Origin of the sequence: Bradyrhizobium arachidis, assembly GCF_024758505.1 — a bacterium.
GTDB classification, from domain to species: domain Bacteria; phylum Pseudomonadota; class Alphaproteobacteria; order Rhizobiales; family Xanthobacteraceae; genus Bradyrhizobium; species Bradyrhizobium manausense_C.
In genome coordinates, this window is record NZ_CP077970.1 from 3,855,518 (window position 1) to 3,876,443 (window position 20,926).

Below are 20,926 nucleotides of genomic sequence, written 5' to 3' on the forward strand. Positions count from 1 at the left end.
CGACGAAACTATCAAAGGTTGTGCTAGCAAACAGCAGCGACCGGCGAATTTCAAGGTGTTTTGGAAAAGATCAGCCGGGATGCGACGGATTGTACACGCCGCGCCAGCGCCCATAGCGCCACGGCAGATACCAGCGAGCGCCTTGCGGCGCGGCCTCTGGTACGCGGTCGATGCCCGATGTGCCCAAGGGATTGCAGCGCAACAGCCGCGCGAGCGTCATCCAGCCGCCGGCCCAGAGGCCGTAACGCGCGATCGCCTCGTCGCCATAGGCCGAGCAGGTCGGCAGGTGCCGGCAGTTGTAGCCGACCAGAGGCGACAGCGTGTGGCGGTAGAGCCAGATCAGCGCGCGGCCGAATCTGCGCGGGAGCTGCAGCACCAGCGTGAGGGCGGTGGAACCTCGATGTGAGGCTGAATGCTTCATGTGCGCCGTGCGGCAATCCTGTGCGACGAGTTGCGCGGTTCCTGCGCAGGGAACAGTAAGCTGTTGTACGCGCGCCATATTTTGCATGTTTTTAGGGGGCAGTGCAGCAAGTCTCTGTGGACGAGCTGTATTCCCCCGGATACCATTTTTGTGACGTCCATGTGTAGAATCATACGTCTGTATGATGGACTCATCGGGCACTAACCGGGGATTGTTGGGCTACCTTGGGGCTTGGGGAAGGAACCAGATTGAGACCTCTAAAGTCGTTCGATCCTCGCAGGTGGTTGTTGGTGGGAACCGCCGCCCTGTGTGTTGCATTGCCCGGCGCAATCGCAACCTCCGGCACGACTGCTCGCGCCGGTGGCACACTCGAAGAGCGCAAGCTGCCGATGAAGTTCAACTGGGTCGCCTGCGAGCCGGACTGCCGCGGTTGGGTTAGCGCCGTCGGCATCATCACATCAGATACGCCGAAAGATTTCGAGGAGTTTGCGCGCGGGCGCCAGCTTGGCGGCGCGACCGTCGTGCTCGACTCCAGCGGCGGCTCGGTCAATGACGCGATCACGCTCGGTCGGCGTTTCCGCAATCTGGGCCTGCTGACGACCGTGGGCGTCAGCAATCGCGGCGGGCAGGCGACGCGTCCGACCATCGCACCGGAAGCCTATTGCGAATCCATGTGCGCGTTCCTGCTGCTGTCCGGCAAGAAGCGCTACGTGCCGGAAGCCGCGCATGTCCGCGTGCACCAGATCTGGATGGGCGACCGTGCCGACGATGCCAAGGCCGCGAGCTACAGCGCACAGGATCTGATGATCGTCGAGCGCGACATCGGGCGGCTGGCGAAATACACCTTCGACATGGGCGGTGCGGGGGACCTCCTGTCGCTCGCGCTGAGCGTTCCGCCGTGGGAAGACCTGCACGAGCTGACGGCCGGGGAGCTGAAGCTCACCAATCTCGTGACCACCGATCTCATCGCGGACGTGTTGCCGAATGTGAATCTCGCAGGACCCGCGATGGCCGGCCTCGCGGCGCCCGCGATGGCCGACGCGGCGCCGAAATCGCAGGAACGGTTCGCCGATCATCCTGACGTGCAGGCGGCAAAGTCGACCCAGACCGCGGAAGCGCTGGTGCCGACCGGCGGCGTCGCAACGCCGACCACGGCGCCGCAGAAGTAACTCCAAACTCGGTCATTCCGGGGCGCGCAAAGCGCGAACCCGGTATCTCGATCCGTAACCTAACCTCTGGATTCTCCGATGCGCAATTGCGCATCTGAGGTTCTCGCTGACGCGAGCCCCGGAATGACGAACCTGCAGAATCAGCCCTGCGCCGTAGCCGGCTGCTTCGCCTTGGCCTCGATCTGGCCGATCGCATCGACCACGGCATCGAAGGTCAGCAGCGTCGAGGCGTGGCGCGCCTTGTAGTCACGGACCGGCTCGAGGAACTTGATCTCGGCCCATTTTCCGTCCGGCGGGGCGCCGTTTTCTTTCAGCATCTTGCGAACGGTTTCGCGTAACTCACGGAGTTCGCTCGCGGTCGAGCCGACGACCTGACTTGCCATGATGGATGAGGAGGCCTGTCCAAGCGCGCAGGCCTTCACGTCATGGGCGAAGTCGGTGACGGTGTCCCCACTCATCTTGAGATCGACCTTCACGGTCGAGCCGCACAGCTTGGAATGGGCCGTTGCGGTCGCATCGGGGTCGGAAAGCCGGCCCAGACGGGGGATATTCCCGGCCAGTTCGATGATCCGCTTGTTATAGATGTCGTTCAGCATGTCATGGAGTCCGAGGCGCAGCTTGCGGCTTCCTGAGGGATCGGTCTTGGCGGCCGCCGTCCTCGGTCCTATATAGGGTCGGAACTGGCGGAAAAACAGTCCAGCCGTGCAGCAGCGGTGGTCCAGAACCACGCCCGCAGCGCTAAGGTAAAGGACCGCTCGGCGCCAGGATCGGTTATTCTCTTCAGGCGTCCGGCGGCATTCCGCCCCGTCTGCCGGTGACACTCCGGCCGAAAGGCCGGTCGAACGGAGTTGACATGGACGCGTTGATCAAGCCCATCCGCCCCAACAAGCCTTCTGACAAGCAGCCCGAGGGCCGCCCCGCAGAGCTCGATCCTGCGGAATTCCTTGCGGCCGCCGTCCGTGCCGACCAGCCGCGCCCCGCGCGCGCCGAGGCCGAGCACGCCGTGAAGACGCTGCTCGCCTATATCGGCGAGAACACCGAGCGCGAGGGCCTGTTGGATACGCCGCGCCGCGTGGTCGAGGCGTTTGACGAACTCTACCAGGGCTACCACCAGTGCCCGGCCGAGGTGCTCGACCGCACCTTTGGCGAGACTGCCGGCTATGACGACTTCGTGCTGGTGCGCGACATCGAATTCACCTCGCAATGCGAGCATCACATGATGCCGTTCTACGGCAAGGCGCACATCGCCTATACGCCGGTCGAGCGCGTCGTGGGCCTTTCGAAGCTTGCGCGGCTGACGGACATTTTTGCCCGCCGGCTCCAGACCCAGGAGCACCTGACCGCGCAGATCGCGGCCGCGATCGACGAGGTGTTGAAGCCGCGCGGCGTCGCCGTGCTGATCGAGGCCGAGCATACCTGCATGTCGGTGCGCGGTGTCGCCAAGCATGGTGCATCGACGTTCACCAGCCGCTTCACGGGCATGTTCCGCGACAACCCGGCGGAGCAGGCTCGCTTCCTGTCTTTGGTGCGAGGCTTACAGCGCTGATCCTCGCCGGTAACTAGCGAGGGTCTTGTGTCCGCTCATTCCCACGACATCGAGGAAGGCCTCGACTTCCGGCCCAAATTCGACGCCGCCGGTCTCGTCACCGTCGTTGCAACAGACGCCGCGACGGGCGACCTGCTGATGGTCGCCCACATGAATGACGAGGCCCTGCGCAAGACGATTGCGACCGGCGAGGCCTGGTATTTCAGCCGCTCGCGCAACGCCTTGTGGCGAAAAGGTGAGAGCTCGGGTCAGACCCAGCGCGTCGTCGAGATGCGTACCGATTGCGACCAGGACGCGGTCTGGATCCGCGTCGAGCAGGTCGGCGCGGCCTGTCACACCGGCCGCAGGTCTTGCTTCTATCGCAAGGTTGAGCCCCAAGGCGGCATTGCGAAGCTCGTCTTCGTGGACGCCGAGCGGCTGTTCGATCCGGACAAGGTCTACAAGAAGTAGGCCGCGGCCGCCCCGGGGGCGCAAAACCACTCCTTAACCCCGCATTAATGCCTAATCTCGCAATAAGTATTTGATGTTGCTTTATTATTTATCGAACTATGACTCGTAAAGCTAGCGCCCAGCTAGGCTTTTGAGCGATGCGCCGCAAGGGCCAAGGGGCCGACCAAAACTGACCTCCTAAGCACTGACACGTTTGTGCAATTTAGACCAAGTTACCCACCCGCTTCCTGCCCACCATGATGCGGGCTGTCACGGTGCGCTATGGTTCAGCCCAGCGTGGTCGGTGGCCTTGAAGGGATTTGTCGGGTGTCAGAAGTAGATGATTATTTAGCAGCACTGCAGAAGTTTCGTGAGTACTACGACTTCCTCGTCAAAGTGCATGATGCAGCCCGGAAGCAAACCGTAGAACCACGGAGGGGGTGGGCAAATGTGCTGTTGTTTCGTCTGACCGTGGCCGCAACGAGTATCCTGAAGCTGACGTCCCCGAGCGAGGAAACCGAAAAGGAGGCTGGCATTGAATGGTTCGTACTTGATCATCCCTCAATCGCCGTGATCGGCAGGATGATAGTCGATGCGGCCATATTGTTCGGATATATTTCTGACCTGCATATCGCAAACGATGAATGGGAATTGCGTATGCACATACTTGAGCTTCACGACATCACCTCGCGCGGTCGCATATCGGGGCATCTGGACAAGATGAAACTCGGTGATGAAGATGGACTCGAAAATGAAAAACGGCAGGAAAGAAAACGTACTCTCAGAAAGCTGATTTCCGAATCACCTCAATTCAAGGCGCTCGACCAGGAGCGGCAGAAGAAGATAGTAGATGGAAGCGAGGTCTATCTAAGAGGTCTTCGTGCTGCTGTTCGCGAAATGGGTCAAGACGTCAATCACTTTGACGCAATCTGGGCGAACACTTCAAATTTCGTGCACACACATCCGGCCAGCCATTCGCGATCCGAAGCGCTGTTTGTCGATCAAGCTGCCAATACCCTTGATTTAAAGAACCAGTTTTTGCAGATGGACGTCGTGCTCGATTACTGCGCAGGCTGGCTTAAGTTCGTTGTTGAACGGACGTTCCTGCTATACCCAGAATTGTTCCTCAAGGGAGAAAGGAAGCACTAACAATTGGGGCAGCCGTTGCGGCTGCACGTAGTCGCCATCTTGGAGGACGACATGAAACGGTTTCTCTTCATCGTCGCTGCGCTCGCGGCCTCAGTCGTCCATTTCTTCGAAATAGTCCAAGTCGATTCGCTTGAGTTCAATGGTCCGCTCGGTACGAACTCCCACGCCGTATTGCATCATCAGTCTGGTGAGTTCGTTGCCGTCAACCAGGATAATCTTCTGAGGGATGCGCAAGGCAAACTCGGAAGCGCCGCGCGTGAATGAACTGGTTGTAACGAAAACTCCCTTGGTCGCTCCTTGTCCGACCAACGCCCCGGCGAATTGCTGGATGCGCTCCCGGCCTACGGTATTATCCGATGCATACCTTTTCGCTTGAATGTAAACTACGTCGAGCCCTAGCGGGTCTTCGTTGACTATGCCATCAATTCCCTCGTCACCGCTCTTTCCAAGCCGTTGAACAACGCTGGCGCGACTTCCGCCGTATCCCATCGCTATGATCAGATCGACGACGAGGCGCTCGAAGAGCGCCGGTGACAACTCCAAGACGCGTGCGAGTAATTGTGTCCTGAGGCTTGCCGAGATCGTGTCCTCGGCGGCTTGAAGGGTTTCTTCTGGTGTTGCGGACGACAGTTCAACGATTGACTGTTGTTTTTCTACCTGATCAGATTCCTCTGCTTCACCGGATTCAACCCGTGGTGTTTGGAACGCCAGAAACTCAGCAAATTGGCGGAGAGTACGTGCGTCCACGCGATCCGGGTTTTGTTTGAGGAGTTCTCTGCCCCTGTCGGTGACTACGAAATGGGAGCGTCTGGTTCGCTTGAGTGCGCCAGCCTTGTCGAGATAGGTGCGTGCCCAATGAACCCGATTAGCAAATACCCTCTGCTTGCCGCTTGGGAGTAGAAGCTCCCGATTCTCAGGGGTCAGATGAAACTCGTCTGCCAAGGCATCGATAGCCGCGTTTATGTTCCTCTCCTGACCGTCAGCCCCGAAAGCTAACAAGGGCCTCATGAGAGACTGATAGTCTGGGACTGACAAACGAAGCCCTCCAATCGCAGGTCGACACTACCTTATGGCATACGGTGGCGATGGCGACCTTGTCGAGTCACTCATCATTATACAGTAGCTGCCCTTCCTCTTGGAAGGTTCTGTCCGTGCGGTAGTTGGGGGACAAGTGGACATCAACGGTGTCTGAGCCGAGCCGATCGCTTAGAAACGGGGGGCGGCCCGATATTGTGTTGGCTCTTCGAAGCGTTCTCTTTCCAATAGACTACGGGTGTTCCGTTCAATCTGGGCAAAAAAGAAGATGCCGCCCGCCACTGATGACGAAAGAACAAATCCTAAAATTGCGCCCATGATAATCCCGAACACGACTCCGGCATTCGCTACGTGGCCGAAGCCTTGCAAATTGATGTCAACGTTGGCAACTCCGAAAACGGGCGGAAGAATCAAGCCGTAGAACGCGCCGTAAATTCCTCCGACAAGGGTACCGAAAAATATCGAAAGCACCGCCATCAGTTCGGCAATTCCCATCACCAACCTTCGAAAAGAAGTCATCTTAACCCTCCAGTTTGCGCGTTCTCCTTCCGCTTGCGCGACTGCGTGAACAGCTCCTGCAACGCAACGCTCATGAATGAGTTGAGCGCCTGAATCGCCTGCGAGCGGTCGGGAAACGAGCCGCCCATGCCGCCCAAAGGCTGACCGTTGACGTTGATGATGCCGTTATCGTAGTCGACAATCTCGAGCGTGAGCTTGAGACCCGCGTCGCGCGGTGTCGGTTCAATGGTGACCGACTCTTGTACCAAGGTTTTCATTGACATATAGGTCTCCTCGTTTTGTCACTGAGCAAGCGACGCTCAGCGTAGTCATTCAACGTAGGTTTTGAACGCGCCTGAAACGGCACGGCACCATTCACCCGGTCCGCGACCAGCTTCTGCCTGTTGATCTTTTAAGTGACGAGCAAGATCGGAGGCATCAGGCGGAGCCTTGGTCATAATAGCGTGCGCCATATTGATCAGTATATCCGGCTGCTTGGTGGTGCAGATGGCGCGATGAACGTGCAGAGTAATAACGAACAAAGCGCGCTGATCAGAGTTCATTCCGTTGAGGTCGAAAGTCATATGAGGAGTGACTTGCGCAGGAGCCGGGGCTTCCTTCAGCTTTTGAACCAAAGCCTTGGTGATTTCGTCCTGCAGTGGCGGTGTCACTATCGGTTGGGCGTCCTGCACGGCACCACGGATGGCGTCGTAGGCCGAGTTAGGAATGGTCGGGGTGAGTTGCGCATTGGCCGTGCCCATCATGAGCATGGTGAATGCGATAGTTAGATACTTCATGGTTCCTTAGTTTCCTTGATGATCGACACAAGCGGAGGCAGTTGTTAGCTTCGCAAACAGTTTTCAGATCAGATGGCCCTGAGATCGTCGGCGGTGAGTCCGATCCGGAGGGCGAGGCGGAGAAGCTTCGCGACCGGGGCGGCGACGGGTGCCGTTCCGTTGGCGTAGCGCTGCGACTGGCGGTGTGACACGCCGAGATGTTCAGCGGAACCGACGATTGAAAGGCCGAGTTTGTTGAGCGCGGCGCGGTATTCCGCGGTGGTCATCTCGTCGTAGGGCTTCTTGTGGTTACGCGCCTTGGCAAGTTGGGCGCGGAGCGCATCGCGCTCGGCCTTGAGTTCGTCGTACGTGGTCAATGTCGTGGTGCCTGTGATTTTGGGACGTCGTTGAGTCGTATATGTCAGGCCGTCGTATGCGCCGTCTTGTCCGATCGCGCCAAAGACTTGTGATCCCGAGCCAACTTTAGGTTCTCACTCCGTCAATACGGCGGCGTCGTCCGGTGGTTGCAACATGCGGGCGACGTCCTCCGGCGACAGGTAGCGCGCAGTGGGCACCGACACGATGTTGACCTCGCCGATGATGCCGACGTCGATGCCCCCCGACACCTGGAGCGGGAGCACTCGAGCGAGAAGCTGCGTGTAGTATTTAGGATGCTTGCGCGCGAGCATCTTCAGGTATCCCAGCAGCCCGCCCTTGCCGCACGCGTGACCTTGTCCGCCTGGAGCTTGCCCAACCGGGGGAGCAGATTTCTGGCGACAAGCTTCTGAGCTTGCGGCCACGACTTATTTTTCTTCTTCGCGTATTCCTCGACATAGCGCGCGGCCAACTCCTCGAACGTGCCGCGCCCCCGCTCGGCCTTCTTCTCTGCCGCAGGGTCGTTGCCCTTGGCCACCGCCAGCATGTGCTCTGCCGCCATCAGTCTCGCGTCCTCCAAGCCGATGGCATCCGCGGCTCCAAGATGCAGCCATCGCGTCCTGCGACCATGCCGATAGATGACCTTGTAAGCGCGATAGCCGGTGGGCTCGACGCGCAGCGCGAGGCCGCGCTGCTTGGTGTCCCAGATCAGGTATGCCTGTTGGGAGGGAAGAGCCTTCCACACCAGCAAGTGCGTGAGTTTCTTCCGGTTGGGGGTGGTCGCCATAAACTAATGCTCCGCTAGCAAATCGGGCTTAATTGCCTTTAACCGCGTTTAACGGTACGCAACGGAAAATACAATCATTTCAATGACTTAAGCCTGCTAGCGGGCCGAATGCAAGGGGGCGCAAAGGCGGCCCCCGTTAACCCCGCATTAACCATACCTGTCCCAGGGTGAGACGACAGGGCGCCGAATTGCCGGCGCCGCCAACGCGCTTGCGGCACCATCATGTCGGTCGACAATTCAAGTGCCACGCTGACGGGCAATATCGATCCGTCCCGCGCGCGGGTAGCCGGCGCAATCAAGCAGGCCTCCGGCCGTACCGGCGTCAGCTTCGAATACATGCTGACGACCGCCAAGATGGAATCCGACTTCAACCCGACCGCGGGCGCCTCGACCTCGTCGGCGCACGGTCTCTATCAGTTCATCGATCAGACCTGGCTCGGCACGGTGAAGGAGGCGGGCGGCAAGCTCGGCTATGGCAGCTATGCCGACGCCATCACCAGGACGTCGTCGGGCAGCTACACCGTGGCCGACGCATCGATGAAGCGCTCGATCATGAAGCTGCGCGACGATCCGCAGGCCGCCTCCGACATGGCTGCGGTATTGACGCAGTCCAACAGCTTCAAGCTGACGGGTCTGCTCGGCCGCCGTCCGAGCGACAGCGAAATGTACATGGCGCATTTCATGGGCGTCGGCGGCGCGGCAAAGCTGATCGCCAATGCCGAGGACAATCCGCGCGCGAGCGGTGCGCGGTTGTTTCCGAACGCTGCCGCGGCCAACCGCTCGATCTTCTACGACAAGAGTGGCAGCGCGCGCAGCGTCTCCGAGGTCTATTCGGTGCTGTCCTCGCGCTATGCCAGCGCGGCGAATTCCAAGGCGACGCGCACCGCCATGGCGCTCTATGGCGCAACGCCGTCGACGACGGCGGTGGCAAGCGCCAACGCCGTGCAGGCCACCGCGCCCGTCATCGACAATGCTTCCTTTCTGCAGACCTTCCCGAACACGCGCTCGGTGACTCCCGTCAGCTCGACGTCGGCAACGACGGTCGCGGACAATTCGACCGTGAACGCGCCGGTGTTTCGCTCGATCTATCAGCCGGGCGATACCAGCCAGCCGGTGTCGACGACGGTGCAGAAACTCTGGGGCAACAACGCCTCGCTGACCTCGGTCGCGAGTGCGACACCGGACGTCCGCCCGCCGCAGCCGCTCGATCTCTTCAGCGATCGCTACGGCGCGTTCAGCAGCTGACGGTACGCTGCAAAATTTGCAGCCCTTAACAAAACGTCAATAAACCCAAGCAGTTATAGTGAACGCTTTGTTAAGCGTCGTGGTTTATTTTGTCTTGCAGGTGACGGGGGTCACCGTTTCGTTTTCGTTGCGTAAGCCGGAAGGACCATGATCGTTCGGCAGTTCATCAATTGGATCAGGACGGCCTCGGCGGGTGAGCGGGCCGAGGCAACGCGGGCATTGGCCCGTGCCTGGTTGATCTCAGATCTTTCGTCAGACGACCGCATCGCCGCCGAAGGCGCGCTGCTGATGTTGCTCGACGATCCGTCCCCCCTTGTGCGCCAGGCGATGGCAGAGGCCTTTGCGCGCAGCACTGATGCGCCGGCGGCGATCGTGCAGGCGCTCTCGACCGATCAGCCCTCCGTCGCCTTGCCCGTGCTCGAACATTCGCCGCTGCTGATCGATGCCGACCTCGTCGACATCGTCGCGACCGGCAACAACGAGGTGCAGTGTGCGGTCGCGCGCCGCATTTCGCTGCCGGCATCGGTCTGTGCCGCGATCGCCGAGGTCGGCTGCGCGGCCGCAGCGCTCGAGCTGATCGAAAATCCCTATGCCGAGCTCGCGCCATTCTCCTGGGACCGCATCGTCGAGCGTCACGGCCATCTCGCCGCGATTCGCGAGGCGATGCTGGTGCTGGAGGATCTGCCGGCCGCAACCCGCGCCGCGCTGGTCGCAAAGCTGTCCGATACGCTCGCCCAGTTCGTGGTCGCCCGCAACTGGCTGAGCGCGGACCGCGCCGAGCGCGTTGCTACCGAAGCGCGCGACCGCTCCACCATCAACATCGCGGCGCGCTCGCGCGGCGAGGAGATGCAGGGCCTCGTGCACCATCTGCGCGCGACCTCACAGCTCACCGCCGGCCTGATCCTGCGCGCGCTGCTCTCGGGCAATCGCGAATTGTTTGACGCGGCGCTCTCCGAACTGTCCGATCTGCCGCTGGCGCGCGTGTCCGCGTTGCTGCACGATCGCGGCGGCAGCAGTCTCCACGCGCTGCTCCGCCGCGCGGGCTTCCCGGAATCGACCTTCGCGGCCTTCCAGGTTGCGCTCGATGCCTGTCACGAGAACGGTTTTGTCGACAGCCAGGACGGCGCCGCCCGGCTGCGCCGGCGCATGGTCGAGCGCGTGCTCACCCATTGCGAGACCGACCGCGGCGCCACCGAGCCGCTGCTCATCCTGCTCAGGCGCTTTGCGACCGAATCCGCGCGCGAAGAGGCGCGGCTGTTCTGCGACGAGCTCGCCGCGGAGGAGACGATCGTGCACTACGATCTGGCGGCGGCGTAACAAAGAATCTGTAGGGTGGGTTAGCCCCGCAGGCTGCGCGACGCGCAGTCTGCGAGGCGTAACCCACCTCTTTACTTTCCGCGCTGACAGAAAAGTGGTGGGTTACACCCAGCGAATTGCGCTTTGCGCAATCGCAAGGCTAACCCACCCTACGGCAGCTCGCATTAACGGAGAGCGCTATTCCCCCGGCACGATGCTCGGCGCCAGCACCGCTTCGAGATGCTCGGGGCGGTCGCGGTTGACGTGGGCGAGATATTCGTCGGCGACCTTGCGCAGGCGGCGGCTCAGCTCGCTGCCGACGGAGATGCTGTCGAGCTTGGTGTTCTCGCGCACGATCGCCTGGATGGCGTTGATGTGGTGCGAGAACAGCTCAGTCGGTACCCTGGCGAGGTCGGGTGCATGCTCGATGACGCGGCACATGCTCTCGGCAATGACGGCCGCGGAGGGATAGCCGAACGTTGCGGCATCGCCCTTGATGTCGTGGGCGGCGCGAAACAGCTCGTCGCGCGCATCCTTGGTGAAGCCGATCGTCTGCACGGCCGCATAGGCGGTGGCGAGGCGGCCGGCCTCGATCGCCATCCAGTCCTTGAACTCGCCGGAGAGGCCGGCGAGCGCCTGCTCGGCGCGGCCGACCGGATCGTCCATGTCCTTGTCCTCGACCCGGCGCAGCACCTTGCGCAGCGGATTGGGCTGCGTGATGACGTGGTGGGTGGCGAAGGCCTTGACCTCGATGTCCCGTGCGCTGTTCTTGGCCATGATGCCTGCCTCGCGGCTTGATGCTTTCAGCTAGATGGAGGACCGCGCCTTGTCGAGCAGCGAGGGCTGTTGCATCACCTCGTGCTTTTCGCCGACGCGGCGTTCGGGGCCCATATAGGCGGAGTTGGTGTTGCGGCGGCGGTCGGGGCCAAAGTAGGTCTTTGTCTTGATGAAGGGCCGGGGACTGGCGACCACGTTGAGGATGCGCTGATAGAGGCCCTTTGCCGAGATTGGCTTGGCCAGAAATTCGGTGACGCCGGCATCGCGCGCGACGGTGACGCGGCGCTTCTCGGAATGACCGGTCAGCATGATGATCGGCGCGTAGGGGTTACCCTTGGATTCCGGCTGGCGGATCATCTGTGCGAGCTCGAGCCCGTCGAAGATCGGCATCGACCAGTCGGTGATGACGATGTCGGGCACGTAGTGGCTGTACATTTCCAGCGCGGTGGCGCCGTCCTCGGCCTCGTAGACCTCGCGCGCGCCGAAGGAGTGCAGCAGCGTCCGCAGGATGCGGCGCATGTGCGGATTGTCGTCGCAGACGAGGAAGCGCAGCTTGTTGAAATCGATGCGGAACATGACGCCCGGGCCAAGCGGTAGACTTCGTTAACCATATCGCGCCCGGGGTTAACGAAGCGTTGCGATCGGCTCAAAGCGGGCCGGCAGGGCGCTAATGCCCGAACTGCTCGCGCAGAATCCGCTCTTCCAGGCTGTGGCCGGGGTCGAACAGCATGCGCATCGAGATGGTCCGGTCGGACAGCACCTCGACGCGGCGGACGTCGCGCACCTCGTCATGGTCGGCGGCCGCCGCGACCGGCCGCTTGTCGCCTTCGAGCACCTCGATGACGACAAAGGCCCTGTTCGGGAGCAGCGCGCCGCGCCAACGGCGTGGGCGGAAGGCGCTGATCGGCGTCAGCGCGAGCAGCGCCGCGTTGATCGGCAGGATCGGCCCCTGGGCGGACAGGTTGTAGGCGGTCGAGCCCGCGGGCGTCGCCACCATGATGCCGTCGGCGCTGAGTTCTGACATGCGTTCGTGCTCGTCGATCAGGATCCTGAACCGCGCGGCCTGGTTGGTCTGCCGAAACAGGGCGACCTCGTTGATCGCGTGATGAAGATGCACGACGCCATGCACGTCGGTGGCGCGCATCAAGAGCGGATGGATCACCGACTCATGCGCGGCCTCGAGCCGCGCCCGCAGATCGTGCGTCGAGTATTCGTTCATCAGGAAGCCGACTGTGCCGCGGTGCATGCCGTAGATCGGCTTCCCCGTGCGCATGTTCTGGTGCAGCGTCTGCAGCATCAGCCCGTCGCCGCCGAGCGCCACGACGACGTCGGCCTTGTCGGGATCGCAATTGCCGTAGGCGGCGGTGAGCTGCGTGAACGCGGCCTGGGCCTCGGTGCCGGCGCTGGCGACGAAGGCGATCCGGTCATATCGCGGGGATTTTGTCATGGGCACACGGACACGCTTTTCGACGAAGGTTGCGCGGAGGGTCCTCTATAGACCTCCGCGGCCATTGTCGAGGTGACCGGCCCCGAATGCAAACGGGCGGCCGTCAAAACGGCCGCCCGGCTGGATTCAGGGTAAAAAAGTCCCGATTGGCGCGGGATCAGTATTTTGGATCAGTATTTGGCGACGACCGTGCCGCCGGGATTGAAGCGGTAGTTCACGCCGACAGTGGTGATGAAGCCGCGCTCGCGCACGTCGAGGAGCTCGCCAGCGAGCGAATAGCGCTTCGTCCCGAGGTCGTAATAGTTGGTTTCCGAACGGACCGTCCAGTTCCTGGCGAGCGCGAATTCGCTGCCGATACCGAGCGTCCAGCCGAGCCTGGTCTGCGTGTCGCTGGGGCCGCAGTTGATCTGGAAGACGTTGTTCGGACCGGTGTTGCAGGAGCCGAACACCTTGGTGTTGCCGTAGGCGAGACCGCCGCGGCCGTAGACGATCGAGCGATCCCAGAAGGCATAGCCGACGCGGCCGGTGGCGGTGCCGATCCAGTTCACCCAGGCTTCGCAGGTGGCATCGACGGCCGGGCAGGGCCGCGCGCCATGCGCATTGGTGCCGTTGATGTTGGCCTCGACGCCGAACACCCACTTGGCACGCTGCCAGTCGTAGCCGGCCTGCACGCCGCCGAGACCGCCGGCAAAGCGCGGATTGGTGGAGGTGCCGGGGACGACGAAGTCCCAGTCGGTCCGGCCGTTGAGGATGCCGGCGCTGCCGCCGACGAAGAACCCGTTCCAGTCATAGGGCGCGACGACAGCGACCGGCGCTTTCACGGGAACCTTGGCGTACATCGGCGCCGGCGCGATCATCTCCGGCGTGAACTGATAGCGGATGCCGCCGTTCAGGCTGTAGCCCTGGATGTTCTGACCCTCGCGATAGTCGGCGCGCAGATAGCCGAGCAGGCCGGTGCCGACGACCTGCGCCGAGACGCCGACGCCGATCTGGCCGTAGGTGCCGATATTGGTCGAGGAGATCTGGCCCGCGCCGGAGAGCAGGTTCAGCGGGACCGGCAGGCCGGCGTTGTCGAACGACGAGGAGATCGCGCCCTCGAACTCGTGGTAGACGCTGGCGATCGCAAAGGGCTGCCAGATCATGTTGCCCGACGCGATGGTGGTGCCGCCGCGGATGCTCAGGCGGCCGAGCTCGCTGTTGATGTCGTTGACGTGGAGCGTGCCGGGCAAAGTGAGGCCGGTGCCGGTAACAAGGGTGCCGGTGACCGTGAGCGGATCGACCTTGACCTTGGAGATCACGATGCCGGCCGACGGCTCGATGAACCAGTTGTTCTGGAGCGGCATGTTGTAGCCGACATTGCCGCTGAAGGCGACGCCGCGCGCGTCGAGCTTCTGGCTGAACAAGCCGCTGACGAGCGGGTCGTTCAGCGAGTTCTGGTAGTAGTCGGCGCGGAGCTGGCCGTCCATGAAGAAGCCGCCCTTGGTGATGGCGGCGTACATGCCGGCGAACGGCACTTGCAGATTGTCTTCGAACGTGCCGCCGAGCGGGTTGAGCGCACCGGCCGACGACTTGTCGCGCGCGCGTGCGCCGAGATAGCCGACCGTCGCGCCGACATGGACGTTGAAGCCGTTCCAGTTCAGCCGCGCCACGTCGGTGCCGGCCTGCACGCCGGCGAATTGAAGGCTGGTCGAGTTGTTGCAGGTGATCGTGCCGGGCACGGGGACGCCAACGACCGAGATGTTCGTCGTGGTGCTGGTGCTCTTGGTGGTGATGTCACCGCCGATGGCGCGCGCCCAGACGCCGCCACCTTCCTGGTTCGGCTTCGGGTTCGGCGGCGCGCTGACGAATGCGCTCGACTGGGTGAGGAAGGCCGTATTGGCGGTGTTAATCGCCGAGATCAGCGAGTTGACCGCACCGCCCGAGGCAAACGGCAGCAGTGGAGACAGCGCGCCGGCTACGCCCGTACCGGAGCAGTCGGCCATGGCTGCGTGCGACGCCCCGAGTGCGGCCACTGCCACGATGCTGGCAATTCCCGTCCGCCCCAGGCGGGTCCCTGCCAAGAACTTCATTGCAGTCTCCAATCGAAGAAATAGAATCGGCGCGCGCATGCGAAACAATCTGCAACAAAGCCTATTGCAGGACTGGCGCGCTCGAAAAGGTCGATGGACCCTGTTCCATGTGACCTGTCGCGGATTTCCGCGACGCTGTACCCCGGCCGCCACACCCCGATGTGGCGGGATGCCGCAGATCTGAGCGGCGAGGTTGTGACATCGGTCACGCTGGCCTTGTGGCCGCACGGAATACCATCCTGTACAAGCCCGTTTCGGCACATTGATCGCGGCCCACCGCGGCGATAAACTTCGGCCAAACTTAGCGAATTTTTCGGGTAGGCCGGCGCGCAATTCTCGCCTCAAGCAACACTTGAGGAAATGTGCGGCGCCGCTTGCCCGGCATGGAAATTTCGATGATCAGGCGCCTTATCGCACTTGCGGCGAGGATCGGCGGGGCCATTCTGCTGGTGGCCCTCGGCTCCGATTCCGCGTTCGCTGAGCGGCGCGTGGCGCTGGTCGTCGGCAACTCGACCTACCAGTCGGTCCCGCAGCTCCCCAATCCGTCGCGCGATGCGAGCTCGGTGGCAAGGATGTTTCGCGATGCCGGCTTCGACACCGTCGAGACGCTGGTCAATGTCGGCAATCTCGAGTTCAAGCGTGCCATCCGCAAGTTCGAGACCACTGCCGATCAGGCCGATATCGCCGTGGTCTATTACGCCGGCCACGGCCTCGAGATCGGCGGCACCAACTACCTGATCCCGGTCGATGCGCGTCTGGCGAGCGACCGCGACGCCGATGACGAGGCGATCCCGCTGGAGCGGCTGGTCTCCTCGGCCGACGGTGCCAAGCGGCTGCGCCTGGTCATCCTGGACGCCTGCCGCGACAACCCCTTCGTCACCACCATGCGGCGCGAGCGGCGCAATAGCGCGACCCGCGCCGTCAGCGGCGGCCTCGGCAAGGTCGAGCCGACCTCGACGGACACGCTGATCGCCTACGCGGCGAAGGCGGGCTCGACGGCTGACGACGGCGATGGCGAGCACAGCCCGTTCACGACGTCGGTGTTGAAAAACCTGCCGGTGCCCGGCCTCGATGTTCGCCTGGCCTTCGGGCGGGTGCGCGACGAAGTGTTGAAGGCGACCGGCAACCGTCAGGAGCCGTTCGTCTACGGTGCGCTCGGCGGCGGCACCATCTCCCTTGTGCCTGCGCCGGCAGTGCCGCAGGAACAGCCGGTCAGCGACGTCAAGGCTGACTACGATCTGGTGCAGAAGATCGGCACGAAGCGGGCGTGGGAGGTCTTTCTCGCGACCCATCCGACCGGCTTCTATGCCGAACTGGCCCGCGCGCAGATGGAGGCCCTGGGCAACCAGCCGCAGGCGGCGCCTCCCAACGTCCAGGTCGCGGCCTATCCGCAAGCACCCGCGCCGCCGCGCGATGCTCCGCCGACCAAGGAGCAGATCGAGTGGGACCGGATCAAGGACAGCGTCGACATCCCGGCGCTGCAGCGCTTCGTCAAGCGCTTCCCGGACTCGCCGCTCGCGATCGCCGCGCAGCAGCGTGTCGACATGTTGAAGCAGGCGAACCAGGAGCGCGAGGACAGGGCGCGCGCCGAGCGCGAGGCGGCGCGGCTGGCCGCCGAAGAGGCCAAGCGCAAGGCCGATCAGGAGAAGGCCGAGCTTGCCGCGCAGAGGAAGCGCGAGGACGACGAGCGCCGCGCTCGCGAGGCCGAGGCCGCCGAGAAGGCGCGGGCGGCGGCTGCCGCCGTCGCCGCCGAGAAGAAGCGGCAGGAGGATGAGCGGCGCGCACGTGAGGCCGAAGCCGAGCGGCAGGCCAAGGCTGCAGAAGCCGAGCGCAAGGCGCTGGAAGCCAAACAGAGGGCCGAGCAGGCCGAGCGCGACCGGATCGCCGCCGAGGCTGCCACCGCAAAGGCGGCCGCTGAGAAGCAGGCCAAGGATGCCGAAGAGGCGCGCAAGCGCGCCGAGATTGCTGCTGCCAAGCAAGCATCAGCCGCCGAGAAGAAGCGCCTCGAGGACGAGCGCCGCGCCGCCGCCGCGGAAGCCGAACGGCTGGCGAAAGCCGCGGAGGTCGAGCGCAAGGCACAGGAAGCCAAGCAAAGGGCCGAGCAGGCCGAGCGCGACCGGATCGCCGCCGAGGCTGCCGCCGCGAAAGCGGCCGCCGAGAAGCAGGCGCGCGAAGCCGATGAGGCCCGCAAGGCGGCCGAGCTCGCCGCCGCCAGGGAGGCTGCCTGCAAGAGCGAGCAAAGCAGGCTCGATGCGATCATCGCCAAGGACAGCGACAAGGGCAGCGACGGCTCCGGCATCGACGACCTGAAGGCGTTCTCGAAGACCGTGACCTGCGACCGGCTCGGCCCGGTCGTGGTCGCCGCGATCGATCGCTTCAACGTGGAAGCCGCCAAGCGCGCGGCGACCCAGCCCAACTCGCCGCAGCTCGTCACCTCGGCGCAGACCGAGCTGGTTCGCATCGGCTGCCTGACTGGCAAGCCGGACGGCAGACTGAGCGACCCGACCCGCGCTGCGCTGGTCCGCTACCTCGCGATCGGCGGCCAGCCGACCCAGCCCGACAAGATCAGCGTGACGACGGATCTCGTCGCCGAGCTGACCAAGCATGCGACGCGGGTCTGCCCGCTCCAGTGCAAGAGCGACGAGACGCTGAAGGGCGACGTCTGCGTCGCCAACGAAAAACCCGCACCGGCGACCGCCTCGCGCAAGAGCGACGACGAGGACAAGCCGCGCCGCAAGCCGGCGGCAACCGCCGAGCGCGAGCCGGCCCGCCGCGCCAAGCCCGAAACCGAAGCGCCGCGCGCCCGCCAGCAGGCGGTCGCGCGCCCAAGCATCGTCAGTGGTGGCGGTGGCGGTCACAGCACGATGATCGGCGTCGGATTCTGATGTCGAAACGTTGAAACCATCGGCCGGTTCTGGCGTTATCGGGATCGGTCCGATGAGAGCGTAAGAGAACTAGAGTTACGAAGGAGCAGGTCATGCACAGCCTTTACCGTCATTCACTGGCGCTCGCGGCCGTGATGTCCGTGTCCGTCGGAATAGTGACGGCGCAGCCTGCTTCCGCCGCCGACCAGGCGAACGACCGGATTTCGGCGCAGGAGGTGGCCAAGGAGACGGCAAAGCCTGCGCCCGTGAGGCATCGCGTCGCCCATGTCGGCCGCCGGACAGTTCATCGCACAGCCGCGATCTACCGTCGCGCCTTTGCGCCGGTCGCGCGCGATTATACCTGCTCCAGCATCTGGTGCGGCCGGCAGTACGTGCTGATGCTCGGCATCGGCTATTAGCATCCTCGCTAGGGCGTGATCGCCCGCAACGTGAATCCGTCGTAATTTTCAGTTACCTCCGCGCACGCCATTTGCGTGTCGCGGGCGTATGCGCGACCGGGTAGGGAGATGCATCATGTCGATTGGTTTGCCCGCGCTGCGCCGCTCAGGTCTTGCGCTGGCGCTACTCGTCATCGTCGGCGCGGCCCATGCCGACGATGCGCCGCCGCGTCCCGACGCCGCCGCCACCGCGCAAAAGGGTGGCGCGCGCGGTGCAGGTGGACAGGCGCAGGGCTCGCCGTCCACTACCGAGCAGCATCGCCTGCCGCCTGATGCAACGACCAGCCAGACGCTGGAGCTGCCCGGCCGCACCCTCAACTTCAGCGCCACCGCAGGCTCGATCCGCCTGTTCGACGACAAGGGCGAGCCGCAGGCCGACATCGCCTACACCTCCTATCAACTCGACGGCACCGATCGCGCGACGCGGCCGGTCACGTTCTTCTTCAACGGCGGTCCCGGCGCGTCCTCGGCCTGGCTTCAGCTCGGCGCCGCCGGACCGTGGCGGCTGCCGATCAACGCCGACGTTGTCACGCCGTCGACCTCGCCTGAGCTCAAACCCAACGCCGAGACCTGGCTCGACTTCACCGATCTCGTCTTCATCGATCCCGTCGGCACCGGCTACAGCCGTTTCGTGACGGGCGGCGAGGAGGCGCGAAAACGCTTCTACTCCGTCGATGGCGACGTCGCCGCGCTCGGGCTCGTCATCCGCCGCTGGCTCGAGAAGCACGAGCGGCTCGCCTCGCCGAAATTCGTCGCAGGCGAAAGCTATGGCGGCATTCGCGGGCCAAAAGTCGTGCGCAATCTCCAGATACAGCAGGGCGTCGGCGTGAAGGGATTGATCCTGATCTCGCCGCTGTTCGACTTCCGCGAGTTCACCGGCACGAGCCTCCTGCAATATGTCGCGACGCTGCCGAGCTACGCGGCGGTCGCGCGCGAGACCAAGGGAGAAGGCAAGGGCGCGGTGACGCGCGCCGATCTCGCCGACGTCGAAACTTACGCAAGAGGCGAATTCCTCAACGACCTCATGAAGGGCCAGGCCGATGCCGAGGCCACCACGCGTCTTGCCGACAAGGTCTCGGCGCTGACCGGCATCGACCAGGCGACGAGCCGCAGGCTAGCCGGCCGCTTCGACGTCGCGGAATTCCAGCGCGAGCTCGATCGGAGGAATGGCAAGGTGACGGGGCGTTACGACGCCTCGGTCCGCGGCTTCGATCCCAATCCGGATTCCAATTCGTCGCGCTTCGGCGACCCTTCCGGCGATGCGCTCCAGGCGCCGCTGACCAGCGCCGCCGTCGACCTGACGACGCGCAAGCTGAATTGGCGTCCCGACGGCTCCTACGAAGTCCTCAACGGCTCCGTTGAGCGCAACTGGAATTTTGGCCACGGCATCAACCCGCCCCAGTCGATCTCGGAGCTGCGCCAGATCTTGGCTACGGACGCGAAGATGAGCGTGCTGGTCGCGCATGGCCTGTTCGATATCGCAACCCCATATTTCGGCTCAAAGCTGGTGCTCGATCAGTTGCCCGCCTTCGCTTCACCGCCGCGCGCAAAACTCGTGGTCTATCCCGGCGGCCACATGTTCTATTCGCGCGACGCCTCGCGCCAGGCGCTTCGCGGCGAAGTCGAGAAGATGATGAAGTGAACGATTTCCGCGGTACGGTCTTTTGAATGCGCCAATCTGTCCCGTCTTTCGCGGATGGCAGAGAAGCGATCGGCCTTGAATCACGAATTGGAGGGCAAGCTCAACTTGACTCGCCAGCGAGAAGTTCGGTCGCTATCCGCCAGAAAGCAGACGCATTATGCTCACTTGCAGTTTTGGCGTTCATGACCCAAAGCGGGCATTACTTGACGCCGCCGAAGTCATAAACCTCTTTCAGCTTCACCGCTCCGGCCAGGGAAAAAATCACTTTCCGCTGCGAAGCCTTGCGCCAGATCAAAAGGTGATTTTCTGGACCTTCAGAACTTGCGAGCAGGACCATCTGTTTGCGAGGGACTAAAAATGAAGATTGTCTTCTTATCGCTGGCCCTAATGGGCCAACCGGCCACGATACCGATCGCTGACAAGGTTCCAGTGCTGAACGTGGAGGCGGGATGCAAAGCAACAGTGGAAGAAGCCAAAGCGCACGGACTTACTGCCGTTGAGAGTTTCTCGGATTGCATGAAAGACGAAAAGGAGGCGCAACAACAGGTAAGCACTTTATGGGCGACCAGCCCCAGTGACGTTCGCAATCGTTGCGAGGGCACAGCGTCGATAGGTGTCCAAAGTTACGTCGAACTGCTCACGTGTTTGCAGGCCGCGTTTGTCGCAGCCCACCCCGAGGCTGTCCCTCCAAGGAAAGCAAGGGATCGAAATAAGCACTAGGTGGATGGAGCCTGTTATCCCGGAAGGCCGAGTCCGGTTGTGGCCCCAATGCGAAGTGCGGGCCAGCTCCGAGATTGTCGGCTCATCGGGCTAGACCGGAAGTGGGTGGCCGCACCTCCCGACGCCGCTGTTGACCCGGAGCGGTCATCACCGTGTCGGATTTCGTGTGACGCACGACACCGCTGCCGTCCAAGACCGGCATAGGGTCTCTGCTCCATTTTGT

Annotated in this window: 24 protein-coding genes; 10 read left to right on the plus strand and 14 right to left on the minus strand. The window is 63.0% G+C overall.

From position 1 onward, the window contains the following. Positions 1 to 70: 70 nt before the first annotated feature. The gene (gene yidD / locus KUF59_RS17515; protein ID WP_258769722.1) at positions 71 to 421 is read right to left on the minus strand and encodes a membrane protein insertion efficiency factor YidD; all 351 of its coding nucleotides are present in this window, start codon (positions 419 to 421) and stop codon (positions 71 to 73) included. Positions 422 to 669: 248 nt separating this feature from the next. Here yidD and KUF59_RS17520 point away from each other — a divergent pair, with 248 nt between their 5' ends. Continuing rightward, positions 670 to 1,590, plus strand: a complete 921-nt coding sequence (locus KUF59_RS17520; RefSeq protein ID WP_258769723.1) for a COG3904 family protein — start codon at positions 670 to 672, stop codon at positions 1,588 to 1,590. A 140-nt stretch (positions 1,591 to 1,730) separates the two neighbouring features. Here KUF59_RS17520 and KUF59_RS17525 read toward each other — a convergent pair whose 3' ends face one another. After that, positions 1,731 to 2,186: an iron-sulfur cluster assembly scaffold protein gene (locus tag KUF59_RS17525; protein WP_212458426.1), complete on the minus strand. Its 456-nt coding sequence runs from the start codon at positions 2,184 to 2,186 to the stop codon at positions 1,731 to 1,733. A 257-nt stretch (positions 2,187 to 2,443) separates the two neighbouring features. Between KUF59_RS17525 and folE the strand changes: the two genes are divergently transcribed. The 3 genes from folE to KUF59_RS17540 all read left to right on the plus strand — a co-directional run bounded on the left by folE (position 2,444) and on the right by KUF59_RS17540 (position 4,714). After that, positions 2,444 to 3,136 (plus strand): GTP cyclohydrolase I FolE, encoded by a 693-nt coding sequence (gene folE / locus KUF59_RS17530; protein WP_212458427.1) that lies wholly within the window; start codon positions 2,444 to 2,446, stop codon positions 3,134 to 3,136. A 27-nt stretch (positions 3,137 to 3,163) separates the two neighbouring features. Beyond that, positions 3,164 to 3,586: a phosphoribosyl-AMP cyclohydrolase gene (gene hisI, locus KUF59_RS17535; protein ID WP_212458428.1), complete on the plus strand. Its 423-nt coding sequence runs from the start codon at positions 3,164 to 3,166 to the stop codon at positions 3,584 to 3,586. A gap of 306 nt (positions 3,587 to 3,892) precedes the next feature. Beyond that, positions 3,893 to 4,714 carry a hypothetical protein gene (locus tag KUF59_RS17540; RefSeq protein ID WP_258769724.1) on the plus strand — a complete coding sequence of 274 codons (822 nt, stop codon included), beginning with the start codon at positions 3,893 to 3,895 and terminating at the stop codon, positions 4,712 to 4,714. A gap of 90 nt (positions 4,715 to 4,804) precedes the next feature. On the opposite strand, the gene KUF59_RS17545 is transcribed toward KUF59_RS17540, so the two are convergent. The 7 genes from KUF59_RS17545 to KUF59_RS17575 form a co-directional block, all read right to left on the minus strand. After that, positions 4,805 to 5,722, minus strand: a complete 918-nt coding sequence (locus tag KUF59_RS17545; protein ID WP_258769725.1) for a restriction endonuclease — start codon at positions 5,720 to 5,722, stop codon at positions 4,805 to 4,807. A 198-nt stretch (positions 5,723 to 5,920) separates the two neighbouring features. Then, positions 5,921 to 6,268, minus strand: coding sequence for a hypothetical protein (locus tag KUF59_RS17550; protein ID WP_258769726.1), 348 nt, complete (start codon positions 6,266 to 6,268; stop codon positions 5,921 to 5,923). Continuing rightward, positions 6,265 to 6,531 (minus strand): hypothetical protein, encoded by a 267-nt coding sequence (locus tag KUF59_RS17555; protein WP_258769727.1) that lies wholly within the window; start codon positions 6,529 to 6,531, stop codon positions 6,265 to 6,267. The genes KUF59_RS17550 and KUF59_RS17555 overlap by 4 nt, the downstream gene beginning before the upstream one ends. 45 nt (positions 6,532 to 6,576) lie before the next feature. Continuing rightward, positions 6,577 to 7,044 carry a hypothetical protein gene (locus KUF59_RS17560; protein WP_258769728.1) on the minus strand — a complete coding sequence of 156 codons (468 nt, stop codon included), beginning with the start codon at positions 7,042 to 7,044 and terminating at the stop codon, positions 6,577 to 6,579. Positions 7,045 to 7,112: 68 nt separating this feature from the next. Further along, entirely contained in the window at positions 7,113 to 7,400 is a 288-nt protein-coding gene (locus KUF59_RS17565; RefSeq protein WP_258769729.1) for a hypothetical protein, read from the minus strand. A 114-nt stretch (positions 7,401 to 7,514) separates the two neighbouring features. After that, positions 7,515 to 7,712, minus strand: a complete 198-nt coding sequence (locus KUF59_RS17570; RefSeq protein ID WP_258769730.1) for a hypothetical protein — start codon at positions 7,710 to 7,712, stop codon at positions 7,515 to 7,517. A gap of 2 nt (positions 7,713 to 7,714) precedes the next feature. Beyond that, on the minus strand, positions 7,715 to 8,185 hold the full coding sequence (locus KUF59_RS17575) for an Arm DNA-binding domain-containing protein (RefSeq protein WP_258769733.1): 471 nt from the start codon (positions 8,183 to 8,185) through the stop codon (positions 7,715 to 7,717). Positions 8,186 to 8,407: 222 nt separating this feature from the next. Between KUF59_RS17575 and KUF59_RS17580 the strand changes: the two genes are divergently transcribed. Together KUF59_RS17580 and KUF59_RS17585 are read left to right on the plus strand one after the other, a co-directional pair. Further along, positions 8,408 to 9,430, plus strand: a complete 1,023-nt coding sequence (locus KUF59_RS17580) for a transglycosylase SLT domain-containing protein (RefSeq protein WP_258769735.1) — start codon at positions 8,408 to 8,410, stop codon at positions 9,428 to 9,430. 147 nt (positions 9,431 to 9,577) lie between these two features. Beyond that, entirely contained in the window at positions 9,578 to 10,747 is a 1,170-nt protein-coding gene (locus KUF59_RS17585) for a DUF2336 domain-containing protein (RefSeq protein ID WP_258769736.1), read from the plus strand. A gap of 177 nt (positions 10,748 to 10,924) precedes the next feature. Here KUF59_RS17585 and KUF59_RS17590 read toward each other — a convergent pair whose 3' ends face one another. The 4 genes from KUF59_RS17590 to KUF59_RS17605 all read right to left on the minus strand — a co-directional run bounded on the left by KUF59_RS17590 (position 10,925) and on the right by KUF59_RS17605 (position 15,019). Further along, a complete protein-coding gene (locus KUF59_RS17590; protein WP_212458435.1) occupies positions 10,925 to 11,503 on the minus strand; it encodes an Hpt domain-containing protein in 579 nt (192 codons plus the stop codon). A 30-nt stretch (positions 11,504 to 11,533) separates the two neighbouring features. Beyond that, complete coding sequence (locus tag KUF59_RS17595) at positions 11,534 to 12,079, minus strand: response regulator (RefSeq protein ID WP_212407024.1); 546 nt, start codon at positions 12,077 to 12,079, stop codon at positions 11,534 to 11,536. Positions 12,080 to 12,170: 91 nt separating this feature from the next. Then, on the minus strand, positions 12,171 to 12,950 hold the full coding sequence (locus tag KUF59_RS17600; protein WP_258769737.1) for an NAD kinase: 780 nt from the start codon (positions 12,948 to 12,950) through the stop codon (positions 12,171 to 12,173). A 170-nt stretch (positions 12,951 to 13,120) separates the two neighbouring features. Next, on the minus strand, positions 13,121 to 15,019 hold the full coding sequence (locus KUF59_RS17605) for an autotransporter outer membrane beta-barrel domain-containing protein (RefSeq protein ID WP_212458437.1): 1,899 nt from the start codon (positions 15,017 to 15,019) through the stop codon (positions 13,121 to 13,123). Between the two features lie 395 nt (positions 15,020 to 15,414). Here KUF59_RS17605 and KUF59_RS17610 point away from each other — a divergent pair, with 395 nt between their 5' ends. The 3 genes from KUF59_RS17610 (at position 15,415) to KUF59_RS17620 (ending at position 19,983) form a co-directional block, all read left to right on the plus strand. Further along, positions 15,415 to 17,904: a caspase family protein gene (locus tag KUF59_RS17610; RefSeq protein ID WP_212458438.1), complete on the plus strand. Its 2,490-nt coding sequence runs from the start codon at positions 15,415 to 15,417 to the stop codon at positions 17,902 to 17,904. A gap of 92 nt (positions 17,905 to 17,996) precedes the next feature. After that, positions 17,997 to 18,302, plus strand: coding sequence for a hypothetical protein (locus tag KUF59_RS17615; RefSeq protein ID WP_212458439.1), 306 nt, complete (start codon positions 17,997 to 17,999; stop codon positions 18,300 to 18,302). Between the two features lie 115 nt (positions 18,303 to 18,417). After that, on the plus strand, positions 18,418 to 19,983 hold the full coding sequence (locus KUF59_RS17620; protein ID WP_212458440.1) for a S10 family peptidase: 1,566 nt from the start codon (positions 18,418 to 18,420) through the stop codon (positions 19,981 to 19,983). A gap of 199 nt (positions 19,984 to 20,182) precedes the next feature. Here KUF59_RS17620 and KUF59_RS17625 read toward each other — a convergent pair whose 3' ends face one another. Further along, entirely contained in the window at positions 20,183 to 20,320 is a 138-nt protein-coding gene (locus KUF59_RS17625; protein WP_212458441.1) for a hypothetical protein, read from the minus strand. Positions 20,321 to 20,340: 20 nt separating this feature from the next. Here KUF59_RS17625 and KUF59_RS17630 point away from each other — a divergent pair, with 20 nt between their 5' ends. After that, the gene (locus tag KUF59_RS17630; protein WP_212458442.1) at positions 20,341 to 20,703 is read left to right on the plus strand and encodes a hypothetical protein; all 363 of its coding nucleotides are present in this window, start codon (positions 20,341 to 20,343) and stop codon (positions 20,701 to 20,703) included. Positions 20,704 to 20,926 lie beyond the last annotated feature (223 nt).